16 protein-coding genes are annotated in these 13,114 nt (G+C 71.4%); 10 read left to right on the top strand and 6 right to left on the bottom strand.

Annotation, left to right across the window (positions count from 1 at the left end; genetic code table 11):
* The first annotated feature begins 15 nt into the window (after positions 1-15).
* The gene (gene pspAB / locus ACVW2K_RS18700; protein WP_457203546.1) at positions 16-594 is read left to right on the top strand and encodes a PspA-associated protein PspAB; all 579 of its coding nucleotides are present in this window, start codon (positions 16-18) and stop codon (positions 592-594) included.
* A gap of 51 nt (positions 595-645) precedes the next feature.
* Here the strand turns inward: pspAB and nadA are convergent, their stop codons facing one another.
* A complete protein-coding gene (gene nadA, locus ACVW2K_RS18695) occupies positions 646-1,818 on the bottom strand; it encodes a quinolinate synthase NadA (RefSeq protein ID WP_457203545.1) in 1,173 nt (390 codons plus the stop codon).
* A 29-nt stretch (positions 1,819-1,847) separates the two neighbouring features.
* Positions 1,848-2,720 carry a GNAT family N-acetyltransferase gene (locus ACVW2K_RS18690; RefSeq protein ID WP_457203544.1) on the bottom strand — a complete coding sequence of 291 codons (873 nt, stop codon included), beginning with the start codon at positions 2,718-2,720 and terminating at the stop codon, positions 1,848-1,850.
* An 18-nt stretch (positions 2,721-2,738) separates the two neighbouring features.
* Here ACVW2K_RS18690 and ACVW2K_RS18685 point away from each other — a divergent pair, with 18 nt between their 5' ends.
* Positions 2,739-3,812, top strand: coding sequence for a glycerate kinase family protein (locus ACVW2K_RS18685; protein WP_457203543.1), 1,074 nt, complete (start codon positions 2,739-2,741; stop codon positions 3,810-3,812).
* A gap of 61 nt (positions 3,813-3,873) precedes the next feature.
* A complete protein-coding gene (gene erpA, locus ACVW2K_RS18680) occupies positions 3,874-4,236 on the top strand; it encodes an iron-sulfur cluster insertion protein ErpA (RefSeq protein WP_028636034.1) in 363 nt (120 codons plus the stop codon).
* Positions 4,237-4,499: 263 nt separating this feature from the next.
* Here the strand turns inward: erpA and ACVW2K_RS18675 are convergent, their stop codons facing one another.
* Positions 4,500-4,697, bottom strand: coding sequence for a hypothetical protein (locus ACVW2K_RS18675; RefSeq protein ID WP_155991943.1), 198 nt, complete (start codon positions 4,695-4,697; stop codon positions 4,500-4,502).
* A gap of 64 nt (positions 4,698-4,761) precedes the next feature.
* On the opposite strand from ACVW2K_RS18675, the gene ACVW2K_RS18670 reads away from it, so the two are divergent.
* The gene (locus ACVW2K_RS18670) at positions 4,762-5,745 is read left to right on the top strand and encodes a carbohydrate kinase family protein (RefSeq protein WP_028636029.1); all 984 of its coding nucleotides are present in this window, start codon (positions 4,762-4,764) and stop codon (positions 5,743-5,745) included.
* Here ACVW2K_RS18670 and ACVW2K_RS18665 read toward each other — a convergent pair.
* Positions 5,729-6,406 carry a helix-turn-helix transcriptional regulator gene (locus ACVW2K_RS18665; RefSeq protein WP_457203542.1) on the bottom strand — a complete coding sequence of 226 codons (678 nt, stop codon included), beginning with the start codon at positions 6,404-6,406 and terminating at the stop codon, positions 5,729-5,731. The two genes, ACVW2K_RS18670 and ACVW2K_RS18665, sit on opposite strands and share 17 nt — an antisense overlap.
* Before the next feature lie 93 nt (positions 6,407-6,499).
* Here ACVW2K_RS18665 and ACVW2K_RS18660 point away from each other — a divergent pair, with 93 nt between their 5' ends.
* The 3 genes from ACVW2K_RS18660 to ACVW2K_RS18650 are packed head-to-tail and all read left to right on the top strand — an operon-like array spanning position 6,500 to position 8,641.
* Positions 6,500-6,907, top strand: coding sequence for a hypothetical protein (locus tag ACVW2K_RS18660; protein WP_036569258.1), 408 nt, complete (start codon positions 6,500-6,502; stop codon positions 6,905-6,907).
* Complete coding sequence (gene folE / locus ACVW2K_RS18655) at positions 6,904-7,509, top strand: GTP cyclohydrolase I (RefSeq protein ID WP_028636027.1); 606 nt, start codon at positions 6,904-6,906, stop codon at positions 7,507-7,509. The genes ACVW2K_RS18660 and folE overlap by 4 nt, the downstream gene beginning before the upstream one ends.
* A 4-nt stretch (positions 7,510-7,513) precedes the next feature.
* Entirely contained in the window at positions 7,514-8,641 is a 1,128-nt protein-coding gene (locus ACVW2K_RS18650; protein ID WP_028636026.1) for an NAD(P)/FAD-dependent oxidoreductase, read from the top strand.
* Here the strand turns inward: ACVW2K_RS18650 and ACVW2K_RS18645 are convergent.
* Both ACVW2K_RS18645 and ACVW2K_RS18640 read right to left on the bottom strand, forming a co-directional pair.
* A complete protein-coding gene (locus ACVW2K_RS18645; protein WP_457203541.1) occupies positions 8,617-8,841 on the bottom strand; it encodes a sulfurtransferase TusA family protein in 225 nt (74 codons plus the stop codon). The genes ACVW2K_RS18650 and ACVW2K_RS18645 overlap by 25 nt on opposite strands.
* Entirely contained in the window at positions 8,838-9,944 is a 1,107-nt protein-coding gene (locus tag ACVW2K_RS18640; protein WP_457203540.1) for a cysteine desulfurase family protein, read from the bottom strand. The genes ACVW2K_RS18645 and ACVW2K_RS18640 overlap by 4 nt, the downstream gene beginning before the upstream one ends.
* Positions 9,945-10,039: 95 nt before the next feature.
* Here ACVW2K_RS18640 and ctaC point away from each other — a divergent pair, with 95 nt between their 5' ends.
* From ctaC to ACVW2K_RS18625, 3 genes are read left to right on the top strand one after another with little or no spacing between them, the layout of a single operon-like run.
* Entirely contained in the window at positions 10,040-10,936 is an 897-nt protein-coding gene (gene ctaC / locus ACVW2K_RS18635) for an aa3-type cytochrome oxidase subunit II (protein WP_457203539.1), read from the top strand.
* Positions 10,933-12,684, top strand: a complete 1,752-nt coding sequence (gene ctaD, locus ACVW2K_RS18630) for an aa3-type cytochrome oxidase subunit I (protein WP_457203538.1) — start codon at positions 10,933-10,935, stop codon at positions 12,682-12,684. The genes ctaC and ctaD overlap by 4 nt, the downstream gene beginning before the upstream one ends.
* Positions 12,684-13,082: a cytochrome c oxidase subunit 4 gene (locus ACVW2K_RS18625; RefSeq protein ID WP_028636022.1), complete on the top strand. Its 399-nt coding sequence runs from the start codon at positions 12,684-12,686 to the stop codon at positions 13,080-13,082. Before ctaD ends, ACVW2K_RS18625 begins: the two co-directional genes overlap by 1 nt.
* Positions 13,083-13,114: the final 32 nt, after the last annotated feature.

Below are 13,114 nucleotides of genomic sequence, written 5' to 3'. Positions count from 1 at the left end.
GGCCCGGCTGACGACATGGGCTTCTGGGACGTCATCGCCGGCAGGAGCCGGCCCAAGCAGGCCAACCTCGACGCGCTCTTCGGCGTACCGAGCGCCGCGATCACGCTGCAGGTCTCGCTGGGGCTGGAGCCGACCGGGAGCGGCGCCGTCTGCTACCGGGCGGCCGAGGGCCCGGCGTTCCGCCAGACCCAGGACGAGGTGGTCGCGCTCCTGGACGCCGATCCGGGTGCGCCACCGGTCGAGGTGACCCGGGACGAGTTCGGCTACACCTGGCTGCTCAACCGCCACGATCCGGCCGACGTCTCCGGGCTCGTCACCGACCTGCACGCGGTGAACACCTCGCTGGAGGCGCAGGGCTTCGGTCCCGGCCTCCTGTGCTCGCTGGTGCCGTTCGCCGACGCCGGTGGTCGACGGGTCGGCCTGGTGTACCTCTACAAGCAGGGCACGTTCTACCCGTTCGCGCCGAAGCCGGGAGCGAACCGGCAGCGCGACAACCTGCTGGAGATCCAGGTCCGCGACACCCTCGGCGGCGAGCTGCCCGTCGAGGAGGACCTGAGCCGCTGGCTCGCGATCTGGGGCGCCCCCGGGCTGTAGCCGCCGCCCGCCGTACCTCCCCGCCCGTCAGAGGTCCCGACTCGACCGGCGTCAGCCCTTGGCGGTCTTGCCGGGGAGGGCGAGCATCCGCTCGAGGGCGACCAGGGCCCAGCGGGAGGTCTCGGGGTCGACCTCGATCCGGTTCACGACGGTGCCCTCGACCAGCGCCTCCATCGCCCAGACGAAGTGCGGCAGGTCGATGCGGTTCATCGTCGAGCAGTAGCAGACGGTCTTGTCGAGGAAGACGATCCGCTTGTCCGGGTGGGCGGCCGCCAGCCGCTGCACGAGGTTCAGCTCGGTCCCGATCGCCCAGGCGGAGCCGGCGGGGGCGGCCTCGATGGTCTGGATGATGAACTCGGTCGAGCCGACCAGGTCCGCCTTGAGGGCGACCTCGTGGCGGCACTCGGGGTGCACCAGGATGTTGATGCCGGGGATCTCGGCGCGCAGGTTGTCGACCACCTCGGGGGAGAAGCGGCCGTGCACGGAGCAGTGGCCCTTCCAGAGGATCATCTTCGCGTCGCGCAGCTGCTCGGGGCTGAGGCCGCCGTTGGCGCGGTGCGGGTCCCAGACGACGCAGTCGTCGAGGGTGAGGCCCATCTTCAGCACCGCGGTGTTGCGACCGAGGTGCTGGTCGGGCAGGAACAGGACCTTGGCGTCCGGCTTCTGCCCGAACGCCCACTCCAGCGCCGTCTCGGCGTTGCTCGACGTGCAGACGACGCCGCCATTGCGCCCGCAGAAGGCCTTGATGTCCGCGGAGGAGTTCATGTAGGTGACGGGTACGACGCTGTCGGCAACGCCGGCGTCGGCCATCGCCTGCCAGGCCATCTCCACCTGGGTCAGCCGCGCCATGTCGGCCATCGAGCAGCCGGCGGCGAGGTCGGGCAGGATCACCTGCTGGTCCGGACCGGTGAGGATGTCGGCGGACTCGGCCATGAAGTGCACGCCGCAGAAGACGATGTACTCGGCCTCGGGCCGGGCCGCCGCGTCCCGCGCGAGCTTGAAGGAGTCGCCGGTGACGTCCGCGAACTGGATGACCTCGTCGCGCTGGTAGTGGTGGCCGAGGACGAACACCTTGTCGCCGAGCGCCTCCTTGGCGGCCAGCGCCCGCGCCACCAGGTCCGGGTCGGACGCCGCGGGCAGGTCGCCCGGGCACTCCACGCCACGCTCGCTGTTGAGATCGGTGCCGCGGCCGAGCGGCAGCAGCGGGAGGTCCACGGTGGTCATGGCTCGATCCTATTCTCGCGGTGATCTGCTCAGAGCAGCGCACCGTTGTGAACGTACGGCGAGGGCGGCTTCATCCCGCGCAGCGCGAGGTAGCCCTCTTGGTGCAGTGCCAGCCGGGCCGCGAAACCCACGTCGAGCACCCACTGGTTCGCGCCCGTCACGTGGCTGATCGTCGCCTCGTCCGGGCCGTCGGCCAGCGCGGCCCACAGCAGGCGGGTCGCCGTACGCCGGTTCGACGCGGCCAGCAGCGCCGGCGAGCCGCGCTCGTTCAGGTAGGCGTAGCCCGAGCCGGTCGAGGTGTCGCTGACCAGCAGCCGCCACGTCGACAGCATCAGCTCGTGGTCCGGCCCGTGGCCGGCGCCCCGGGCGGCCCGGTCGAGGGAGTCCATCAGCTCGAAGTCCGACGCCGTGCCCTCACGCACCTTGTCGACCGTCGGGATCGCCGAGCGGTCGAGCGTGCCGGTCAGGTACATCTGCGGGTGCAGCTGAAACCCCGCCTGGTGGTACACCCGCACCGCCCGGGTGTCCGACGACGCGGACAGCATCGCGCGGGTGCAGCCGCGGCCGTGGCTCATCGCGGCGGCCATCAGCGGCTTGCCGATGCCCTGGCCCTGGCGGCCGGGCAGGACGGCGTACGTCGCCAGGCACCACAACGTCTCGCGGCGGTACGACGTGGCCATGCCGACCAGGCCGGTCTCGTCCTCGGCGACCCAGCAACCGCCCGGATCGGTCTCGACGAAGTGCCGGGTCCGCCTCATCCAGACCTCGCGGTGCGGGTCCGAGCGGCGCTGCGGCTCGGGGCCGTCCAGCCGCCGGGTCCGGCTGTCCAGCTCGAAGAAGCCCTCGTCGCTGATCCGCTCGGCCTCGGGCACGTCGGCCAGGGTCATCGGGCGGATCTGCACGTCCGACAGACTAGGTGCATGCGCATCCTGGTCGCCCCGGACAAGTTCGCGGGCACGCTCACGGCGGTCGAGGCCGCCGACGCCATCGCGGCCGGGTGGCGTCGTCGCGCTCCCGACGACGAGCTCGACCTGGCGCCGATGGCCGACGGCGGCCCGGGATTCGTCGACGTCCTCCACGCGGCGCTCGGCGGCGAGCTGCTGGCGGTGACCGTCCGCGGCCCGCACGGCGAGCCGACACCCGCGACCGTGCTGCTGACCGGCACCACGGCGTACGTCGAGGCCTCGCAGGCGTGCGGTCTCGAGCTGACCGGCGGCGAGCGGCCCGAGTCGGCCACGACGTACGGCGTCGGCGAGCTGCTGCTCGCGGCCGTCGACGCCGGCGCGACGAAGGTCGTGGTCGGCCTCGGCGGCAGCGGCACCAACGACGGGGGCGCCGGCTTGCTCGCCGCCCTGGGCGCGACCGCGGACCGGCCGCTCGACCACGGTGCCGCCGGGCTGCCGGGCATCACGACCGTCGAGCTGCCGGCGCTCGCCGTGGAGCTGGTCGCGGCCACCGACGTGGACAACCCGCTGACCGGGCTGTTCGGTGCGACCAAGGTGTTCGGCCCGCAGAAGGGCATCGCGGAGGACCGGCTCCCGGTCGTGGACGGCTGGCTCGAGGAGCTGGCCGTGGCGGCCGACCGCCGGATCGCGCTCGAGAAGGGCGCCGGGGCCGCGGGCGGTCTCGGGTTCGCCCTGCTGCTGCTCGGCGCCACCCGCGAACCCGGCATCGGGCTCGTCGCCGGCGCGCTGCGCCTGGCCCAGCGCGCGCGGGCCGCCGACCTCGTGGTGACCGGCGAGGGAGCGTTCGACTACTCCAGTCGCGGCGGCAAGGTCCCGTACGGCGTCGCCGAGGTCGCCGCCGCGGCGCTCCGGCCCTGCGTGGTGCTGGCCGGCCAGGTGCACGTCGGCTCGCGGGAGATGCGGGCGCTCGGCGTCGAGTCGGCGTACTCCCTCGTGGACGCCGTGGGGGAGCAGCGGGCGTTCGCGGATCCCGTGGGGGCGCTCGGTGACCTCGCGGAACGCGTCGCGCGCACGTGGTCACGGGAATAACCGGCCGTGTGCGACCATTGACCGAGCAAGACCTTTCCACCTACTTCGGGAGAAGCAGCCCATGACCGAGCAGGTCGAGACCAGCACCGAGCGTCGCACCGACTCCATCAACCTGAGCCCGGTGGCCGCCGGCAAGGTGAAGAGCCTCCTGGAGCAGGAAGGCCGTGACGATCTCTCGCTGCGCATCTCGGTGCAGCCGGGCGGGTGCTCGGGCCTCCGCTACCAGCTGTTCTTCGACGAGCGCAGCCTGGACGGCGACGTGGTGACCGACTTCGACGGCGTCTCCGTCGTCGTGGACCGGATGAGCGTCCCCTACCTGAACGGCGCGATGATCGACTTCGTGGACTCGATCGAGAAGCAGGGCTTCACGATCGACAACCCGAACGCCACCGGCTCCTGCGCCTGCGGCGACTCGTTCCACTGATCGAGGACGCGTGAGCGGCCTCGATGATGGTGGTTGAGCGAGCCGCTCTGACTGAGCCTGCGAAGTCAGCAGGCGGGTGTCGATACCACGTGAGACAGCTGCAGCCTGAACCGACAGATCAGCCCCGGACCTCCTCGGTCCGGGGCTGATGTGCGTCTGGAGCGCGGGGCGTCCGACCGGGTCTCGATACGCTCGCCGCGACCTCGTGCCTCGGTCGCGCCGTGCTACTCGACCACCGATGAGGTGGGTCCGCTGGCGCGGCCTCACTCCCCGTCGAGCTGGAGGTTCAGCGCCGCGGCCAGTCGCGCGGCCGCCGCGGGGATCTCCACCTCGCGCTTGGTCGCCTCCCGCGGCACGTAGGTGCCCGGCAGCCAGCCGAGCGCGGTGAGGACGGCGAGAGCGTCGGTGCCCATCTCGGCCGGGGTCGAGATGTCGTCGTACACGAGTCGCTGAGGCGTCATGCCACCGACGCTAGGGCCTACCGATTGGTACCGGGAGCAGTACCGCTCGGTAGTGTTCCGTCACGTGTCTCTGCTGATCGCGGGCTCCATCGCCACCGACCACCTGATGAGCTTCGGCGGCAAGTTCGCCGACTCCCTGGTCGTCGAGCAGCTCGACAAGCTCTCCGTGTCGTTCCTCGTGGACGACCTGGAGATCCGGCGTGGGGGTGTCGCCGCCAACATCTGCTTCGGCCTCGGCCAGCTGGGCGTCCGTCCGGTGCTGGTGGGCGCGGCCGGCGAGGACTTCGCGGGCTACCGTTCCTGGCTCGAGCGGCACGGCGTCGACTGCGGCCACGTGCGCATCTCGGAGACCCGGCACACGGCGCGGTTCGTCTGCACCACCGACCCGACCGGCGCCCAGATCGCGTCGTTCTACCCCGGCGCGATGAGCGAGGCCCGGCTGATCGAGCTCGGCCCGATCGCGGAGCGCGTCGGCGCGCCGGACTACGTGCTGATCGGCGCCGACGACCCCGACGGCATGCTCCGGCACACCGAGGAGTGCCGCCAGCGCGGCTACCTGTTCATCGCCGACCCGAGCCAGCAGCTGGCGTTCAGCGGCGGGGAGCTGATCCGTGAGCTGATCGACGGCGCGGCGATCCTGTTCTCCAACGAGTACGAGTCCGCGATGATCGAGCAGAAGACCGGCTGGTCCGCCGACGAGGTGCTCTCCCGGGTCGGCATCCAGGTCACCACGCTCGGCAGGAACGGCGCCCGGATCCTGCGCCGGGGCGAGGAGCCGATCGAGCTCGCGGCCGCCCGCGGCGTCACCGCGCTCGAGCCGACCGGGGTGGGCGACGCGTTCCGCGCCGGGTTCCTGGCCGCGATGGAGTGGCAGGTCGGGCTCGAGCGCGCGGCGCAGGTCGGCTGCGTGCTCGCGGCGTACGTCGTCGAGACGGTCGGCACCCAGGAGTACGCCTTCACGCCCGCGCAGTTCCTCGGCCGCCTCGAGGAGTCCTACGGCGCCGCGGCCGCCGACGACGTGGCGCCGCACCTCAAGGCGCTGGGCTGACCTCGGGGCTGACCCGGGCCTTCACGCAGCACTGTCCCGGCTCGGGCTCCAGGCACGCGGTGACGCCGCACCCGATCCCGTCGGCCACGCCCTGGACGAACGCGCGGTTCAGCCCGCACACCAGCGCCGTGTGGCTCTTCGCGAGCGTGTCGAACGGGCAGTTGGCGAGCAGCACGGTGTCGCCCTCCACCCGGGGCTCGAACCCCTGCGCGGCGAGCAGCTGGGCGAACGCCGCGACGTCGCCCGGCGCCGCCTCCGCCCCGAGGTCGCGGCCGGTCTCGCCCGCGGCTGCGTCGATCGCCTCGTCGAGGGACGTCCCTGCGCTGGCGCGCTCGACCCCGCTGGCCAGGATGTGCCCGACCAGGTCGTACCTGCGGTCGGGCAGCGACACCGACACCTCGCCCTCGGCCCGCCGGTAGAGCTTGCTCGTCCGGCCCGCGCCCGGCCCGGTCCGGTCGCCGAGCCGTCGGAACTCCGTCGCCAGCAGCCCGGCCCCGACCAGCTTGTCGAGGTGGAACTTCACCGTGTGCAGGGGGAGCTCCAGGGCGGCCGCCGCCTCCTCGCGGCCGACCGGCGCGTGTCGCGTCGCGACGTACTCGTAGAGCGAGCGGCGGGTCGGGTCCGCGAGGGCGCCGACGCTGGCGGCCCGGGAGAGGTCCATGCGCCACCCATTTCTCGAGGCGAAAACCGTTGACGCAATGGTGTCACAGGTTCTAACGTCTAATCAAATCTCTTTTAGATATCGGAGGGGCCCATGACCACCCTGCACCGGCCGTCCGTCGTGACGGCCGACCACACCGAGCAGGCCTTCCTGCTGCTGCGCACCGCGTTCGTCGTGGCGCCGATCCTGTTCGGCCTCGACAAATTCCTGACGATCCTCACCGACGACTGGGAGGGGTACCTGGCCCCGTGGGTCAACGACCTCGTCCCCGGGTCGGCGCACGACGCGATGCTGATGGTCGGCGTCGTCGAGATCGTGGCCGGCCTGGTCGTGCTGGTCACGCCGCGGTGGGGCGGCCTGCTGGTGGCCGCCTGGCTCGCCGGCATCATCGTGAACCTGGTCAGCACGGGGGAGTACTACGACATCGCGCTGCGCGACTTCGGCCTGATGCTCGCGGCCCTCGCCCTCACGCTGCTCGCGATGGGCAGGTCGAAGGCATGAGCGAGGCGCCCCAGGACCTCGCCCGCTGGCGGGTCGAGCACCACTCGCGGGTGGACCTCCGGGCGGCGGAGGTCGCCGCAGCCGACCTGCTGACCGCGCTCGGCATGGACCTCGCCGACGAGTCCACGGCCGAGACGCCCGGCCGGATGGCCCGGGCGCTCGCGGAGATGCTCAGCCCGACCGACTTCGAGATGACGACGTTCCCCAACACGGAGGGGTACGACGAGCTGGTGCTCGTCCAGGACATCCCGGTCCAGTCGCTGTGCGAGCACCACGTCCTGCCGTTCGTGGGCGTCGCGCACGTCGGCTACCTGCCGGGGGAGCGGATCCTCGGCCTGTCCAAGCTCGCCCGGACCGTGGAGTACCACGCGCGGGGCGCGCAGACCCAGGAGCGGCTGACCCAGCGGGTCGCCGACCACCTCCGGACCGCGCTCGGGGCCAAGGGCGTGGGTGTCGTCATCGAGGCCGAGCACACCTGCATGTCGCTGCGGGGCGCGCGGGTGCCGGGGAGTCGTACTGTGACGTCAGCACTGTTCGGAAGGCTCCGGGACGACGCGGCGTCCCGCGCGGAGTTCCTCGCGCTGACCCGCTCGGGAAGGTGAACCCATGGCACACGTGATCGTCGGTGGAGGCCTCGCGGGCGCGTCCGCGGTCGAGGAGCTGCGCGAGCAGGGGTACGACGGCGACGTGGTGGTCCTGGGTGCGGAGTCGTACCTGCCCTACCATCGGCCACCGCTCTCCAAGGAGGTCCTGCTCGGCAAGGAGGAGGCCGACGGCACCGACGTCCACGACGCGCAGTGGTACGCCGACCAGGGCGTGGACATGCGCACCGGCTCGGCGGCGCGCCGGATCGACCGGCTCCGGCAGGTCGTCGAGACCGATGCCGGCGACGTCGCGTACGAGCGGCTCCTGCTCGCCACCGGGTCGGAGCCGCGGCGGCTCCCGGTCGAGGGCGCCGTCTACCTGCGGACCCGCGACGACTCCCGCGCCCTGCGCGCGGCCCTGCTCCAGCAGCCGCGCGTGCTGGTGGTGGGAGGCGGCTGGATCGGCCTCGAGGTGACCGCCGCCGCCCGGGCCGCGGGCTGCGAGGTCACCGTCGTGGAGCCCCAGGCGCAGCCGCTGCTCGGCGTGGTGGGCGAGCGGGTCGGGTCGATGTTCGCCGACCTCCACCGGGAGCACGGCGTCGACCTCCGGCTCGGCACCTCCTTCGACGGGACGCCGCCCGTGCCGGCCGACCTCGTGCTCGTCGCCGTCGGGGCCGTGCCGCGGGTCGACCTGGCCCGCGACGCCGGGCTGGACGTCGACAACGGGGTGCTCGTGGACGCGACGTTGCGCACGTCCGACCCGCTCGTCCTCGCCGCCGGCGACATCGCCGCCCACGACCACCCGGTGTTCGGCCGGCTGCGCGTCGAGCACTGGGACAACGCGATCGAGCAGGGCAAGGCCGCCGCCCGGGTGATGCTCGGCGGGACCGAGGCGTACGAGCGGTCGCCGTACTTCTTCACCGACCAGTACGACCTCGGTATGGAGTACGTCGGCCACGTCCCGCGCGAGCACCTCGGCAGCGTCGTGGTGCGCGGCGACCTCGCCGCCCGACAGGCGGTGGTCTTCTGGCACGACGCCGGCCGGGTGCTGGGCGCGATGCACGTCAACGAGTGGGACGCGATCGACGAGATGAGGGAGCTGGTGGGGCAGACCGTCGACCCGGATCAGCTGAGCCGGCGGACGACGTAGCGACCTGTCGGCTCCTCGCCGACGTACTCCTGGCCGCGCATCCGGCACCAGGCCGGGATGTCGGTGCGGGCCGCGACGTCGTCGGCGAGCACGGCGACCAGGCCGCCGACCGGCACCTCGGCGTACCGCTTGCCGAGCTCGATGACCGGCAGCGGGCAGAGCATCCCGCGGCAGTCGAGCTCCAGGTCGGCGCCGGTCACAGCCCCACCCGGGACCGGATCTCGCGCACGACGTCGGGCAGCACGGCCAGGAACCCGTCCACGTCGGCCGCGGTGGTCTCCCGGGTGAGCGAGACCCGGACGTTGCCGTGGGTGAGCACGCCCATCGCCTCGAGGACGTGGCTCGGCGCGAGTGTCGAGGCGGTGCAGGCCGACCCGCTGGCGACGCCGTACCCGCGCCGGTCGAGCTCCGTCACGATCGCCTCACCGTCGACGTAGAGGCAGGAGAAGGTGACGAGGTGGGGGAGGCGGTCGACGGGGTCACCGACCACCTCGACGTCCGGGATCTCCGCGGCCGCCGCCCGGATCCGGTCGACGAGCGCGTGCTGGCGAGCGTTCGTCTCGGCGCGGTCGGTGACCACCGCCCGGAGGGCGGCGGCCGCGGCGAGCGCGGCGGGGACGTTCTCGAAGCCGGCCGACCGCTCGTCCACGCGGTCGTCGCCGGGGAACGGGTTCACCCAGAGTGCGCCCTTGCGCACCACGAGCACGCCGACCCCGGCCGGGCCGCCCCACTTGTGGGCGGAGCCGGCGACCACGTCCCACCGGTCCGGGAGCGGCAGCCGGCCCATGCTGGCGCAGGCGTCCACGAAGAGCGGTACGCCGACCTCCAGGTCGGCGAGCGGCTGGACGGTGCCGACCTCGTGGTTGGCGTGCTGGAGCGCGGCCACCCCGCCGGTCGACCCGGCGAACCCGGACGGGGCGACCCGGCCGAGCCGGTCGACCGGCGCGACGACCGGCTCCACGCCCGTCCAGCGGGCCGCGTGGAGGACGGAGGAGTGCTCGACGGCCGAGTGGGAAACCGGGGTGTCGGCACCGTGCGGCAGACCCAGCCGTAGGCCCAGCAGCCCGCGATGGACCGCGTCGGTGCCGGAGGAGGTGAAGGTGACCTCGTCGGCGCGCACCCCGAGGCACTCCGCGACGACCGCCCGCGCGTTGTCGAGCAGCAGCCGGGCGTCCCGGCCGGGCCCGTGCAGCCGCCGCGGGTCGGCGTACCCCCGGTCGAGCGCCGCCGCCAGGGTCTCCCGGGCGGCCGGGTGGAGCGGCTCCGACGACGCGGCGTCGAGGTACCCGGAGGCGTTTCTCACACCCGCAACGTACCGGCCCCCCACCAGTCGATCCGGGGCCCGGTTCCGATAGTGTTCTGCGTATCCGTGATCGTGCTGAGAGAGAGGCTCAAGCGTTGAGTCTGCAACTCCCCAAGCGTGTGGCCGCCCTGGCCGCCGTGGGCGTCGGTGTCCTCGCGTTGGGCGGCTGTTCGTCCGAGACCCAGGGCCAGTGGGAGCGGTTCGCCATGCCGGACCCCGCGTCCGAGCAGGGCGAGCACATCCTCAACCTCTGGCAGGGCGCGTGGATCGCCGCGCTGATCACCGGAGTCGTCGTCTGGGGCCTCATCTTCTGGGCGGTCTTCCGGTTCCGTCGCCGCAGCGATGACGAGATCCCGATCCAGACGCGCTACAACCTGCCGCTCGAGATCTTCTACACGGTCGCGCCGATCATCATGGTGATCGTGTTCTTCGCGCACACCGTGAAGGTCCAGAACTTCGTGCTCGACGACGACCGGCCCGTCGACAACACCATCGAGGTCACCGGCCAGCAGTGGTCGTGGACCTTCAACTACGGCATCGGCAACCAGGACCGGTCCGCGGACGACGACCTGTTCGACGACAACTTCCCGTACCAGTCGTACGTCCACGACTCCGGCACCGGCTCTCACTTCCCGCTGCTGGTCCTGCCCGTCGGCGAGACGACGCGGTTCAACCTGCACTCGCCCGACGTCATCCACGACCTCGGCGTGCCGGCGTTCCTGATGAAGATGGACGTCGTCCCGGGTCGCGTGAACCACTACGAGATCACCCCCACCCGCATCGGCGACTACCGCGGCAAGTGCTACGAGCTGTGCGGCGTCTACCACTCGCGGATGCTGTTCGACGTGAAGGTCGTGTCCCGCGAGGACTACGACGCCTACGTGCAGAGCCTCCAGGACGCGGGCGCCGAGAGCGACAAGCCGCTGATCGGCGGCCAGAACGCCAGCACCCAGGTCGGACTGGACGAGGAACCCGAGGGAGAAGGCAAGTGACCGCCACCGCCGCCACGCCCACCAGCGTCGCGAAGCGTCGTCCGCTCGGGCAGGAGCTCGCGCGGATCCTGACCACGACCGACCACAAGCTGATCGGCAAGCTGTACCTCGGCACGTCGTTCGCCTGGTTCCTGATCGCTGGCCTGATGGCCATGCTGATCCGCTCGGAGCTGGCGTACCCGGGCATGCAGATCGTGAACGACGAGGTCTACAACCAGCTCTTCACGATGCACGGCACGATCATGCTGCTGCTGTTCGCGACCCCGCTGTTCTTCGGCTTCGGCAACGTCATCATGCCGCTGCAGATCGGCTCGCCCGACGTCGCGTTCCCGCGCCTGAACATGTTCAGCTACTGGCTGTTCCTGTTCGGTGGGTTGATCGCGGCCTCCGGCTTCCTCACCCCGCAGGGCGCCGCCGACTTCGGCTGGTTCGCCTACACCCCGCTGTCGGACGCCGTCCGGTCGCCGGGCGTCGGTGGTGACCTCTGGATCATGGGCCTCTGGATGGCCGGTCTCGGCACCATCCTGGGCGCGGTCAACTTCATCACCACGATCATCTGCATGCGCGCGCCCGGCATGACGATGTTCCGGATGCCGATCTTCGTCTGGAACACGCTGGTCACCAGCCTGCTGGTGCTCATCGCGTTCCCGGTGCTCGCCGGCGCGCTGCTCTCGCTCGAGGCGGACCGCCAGCTCGGCGCGCACGTGTTCGACACCTCGCACGGCGGCGCCATCCTCTGGCAGCACTTGTTCTGGTTCTTCGGTCACCCCGAGGTCTACATCATCGCGCTGCCGTTCTTCGGCATCGTGACCGAGATCCTGCCGGTGTTCAGCCGCAAGCCGGTGTTCGGCTACATCGGCCTCGTCGGCGCGACCCTCGGCATCGCGATCCTGTCGGTCGCGGTGTGGGCGCACCACATGTTCGTCACCGGCGCCGTGGACCTGCCGTTCTTCTCGGGCATGACCTTCCTGATCGCGGTTCCAACAGGAGTGAAGTTCTTCAACTGGATCGGGACGATGTGGGGCGGGTCGATCTCCTTCGACACGCCCATGCTCTGGTCGATCGGCTTCCTGACGACGTTCCTCTTCGGCGGCCTGACCGGCGTGATCCTGGCGAGCCCGCCGCTGGACTTCCACGTGTCCGACTCCTACTTCGTGGTCGCGCACTTCCACTACGTCGTCTTCGGCACGGTGGTGTTCGCGATGTTCGCGGGCTTCTACTTCTGGTGGCCCAAGATGACCGGGCGGATGCTCGACGAGCGCCTCGGCAAGCTGCACTTCTGGCTGCTGTTCATCGGCTTCCACACGACGTTCCTCATCCAGCACTGGCTGGGTGTCGAGGGCATGCCGCGGCGGTACGCCGACTACCTGCCGGGCGACGGGTTCACGACGCTCAACCAGGTCTCGACCATCGGAGCGTTCCTGCTCGGTGCCTCGACGCTGCCGTTCCTCTACAACGTCTACGTCTCGCGGCGCGCCCCGCTGGTCAACACCGACGACCCGTGGGGCTGGGGCCGCTCGCTGGAGTGGGCGACCAGCTGCCCGCCACCACGGCACAACTTCGTGTCGATCCCGCGGATCCGCTCGGAGTCGCCGGCGTTCGACCTCCACCACCCGGAGGTCGCCGCGATCGAGCTCGAGGACAACGAGATGGCGCGGGTCGGCGGGCCGGCCGACGCGCCTGACATGGAGGGTCGCGAGGAGATGCTGCGCGACCGCAACCACGACAACCCGGAGGGCAACGCCTGATGAAGTCCGAGGCCTGGATCTTCGGGATCGTCACGATCTTCTTCCTGCTGGTCAGCCCGGCGTACTGGTTCATCACCTCTGAGTGGACCGGCACCTCCGCCCTCACCATGACCACCCTGCTCGCGGGCATGATGACGCTCTACCTGGGCTTCCACGCGAAGAAGATGGACCCGCGCCCCGAGGACCGCAAGGACGGCGAGATCGCCGACGGCGCGGGCGAGCTGGGCTTCTTCCCGCCGTACTCCTGGTGGCCGCTGTGGTGCGCCGCCACGCTCGGCGTGTGCGTGTACGGCGTGGCCATGGGCGCGTGGTGGCTGTTCATCATCGGCGTCGTCCTGGGCGCGCTGGCGCTGTCGGGGTGGATCTTCGAGTACTACCGGGGCGTGCACGCGCACTGAGGCAACTCTCACGCCGCGCCGAATCGGATCCT

This window comes from Nocardioides sp. HB32 (assembly GCF_054058995.1).
The sequence above is the reverse complement of the archived record's forward strand: the minus strand, read 5'-3'. Positions and strand labels throughout refer to the sequence as shown.

Excerpts from the sequence above, each read along its gene's own strand:
- pspAB (WP_457203546.1), top strand. The coding sequence starts at position 16 with ATGGGCTTCTGGGACGTCATCGCCGGCAGGAGCCGGCCCAAGCAGGCC.
- nadA (WP_457203545.1), bottom strand. The coding sequence starts at position 1,818 with ATGACCACCGTGGACCTCCCGCTGCTGCCGCTCGGCCGCGGCACCGAT.
- ACVW2K_RS18685 (WP_457203543.1), top strand. The coding sequence starts at position 2,739 with ATGCGCATCCTGGTCGCCCCGGACAAGTTCGCGGGCACGCTCACGGCG.
- erpA (WP_028636034.1), top strand. The coding sequence starts at position 3,874 with ATGACCGAGCAGGTCGAGACCAGCACCGAGCGTCGCACCGACTCCATC.
- ACVW2K_RS18675 (WP_155991943.1), bottom strand. The coding sequence starts at position 4,697 with ATGACGCCTCAGCGACTCGTGTACGACGACATCTCGACCCCGGCCGAG.
- ACVW2K_RS18665 (WP_457203542.1), bottom strand. The coding sequence starts at position 6,406 with ATGGACCTCTCCCGGGCCGCCAGCGTCGGCGCCCTCGCGGACCCGACC.
- ACVW2K_RS18660 (WP_036569258.1), top strand. The coding sequence starts at position 6,500 with ATGACCACCCTGCACCGGCCGTCCGTCGTGACGGCCGACCACACCGAG.
- folE (WP_028636027.1), top strand. The coding sequence starts at position 6,904 with ATGAGCGAGGCGCCCCAGGACCTCGCCCGCTGGCGGGTCGAGCACCAC.
- ACVW2K_RS18650 (WP_028636026.1), top strand. The coding sequence starts at position 7,514 with ATGGCACACGTGATCGTCGGTGGAGGCCTCGCGGGCGCGTCCGCGGTC.
- ACVW2K_RS18625 (WP_028636022.1), top strand. The coding sequence starts at position 12,684 with ATGAAGTCCGAGGCCTGGATCTTCGGGATCGTCACGATCTTCTTCCTG.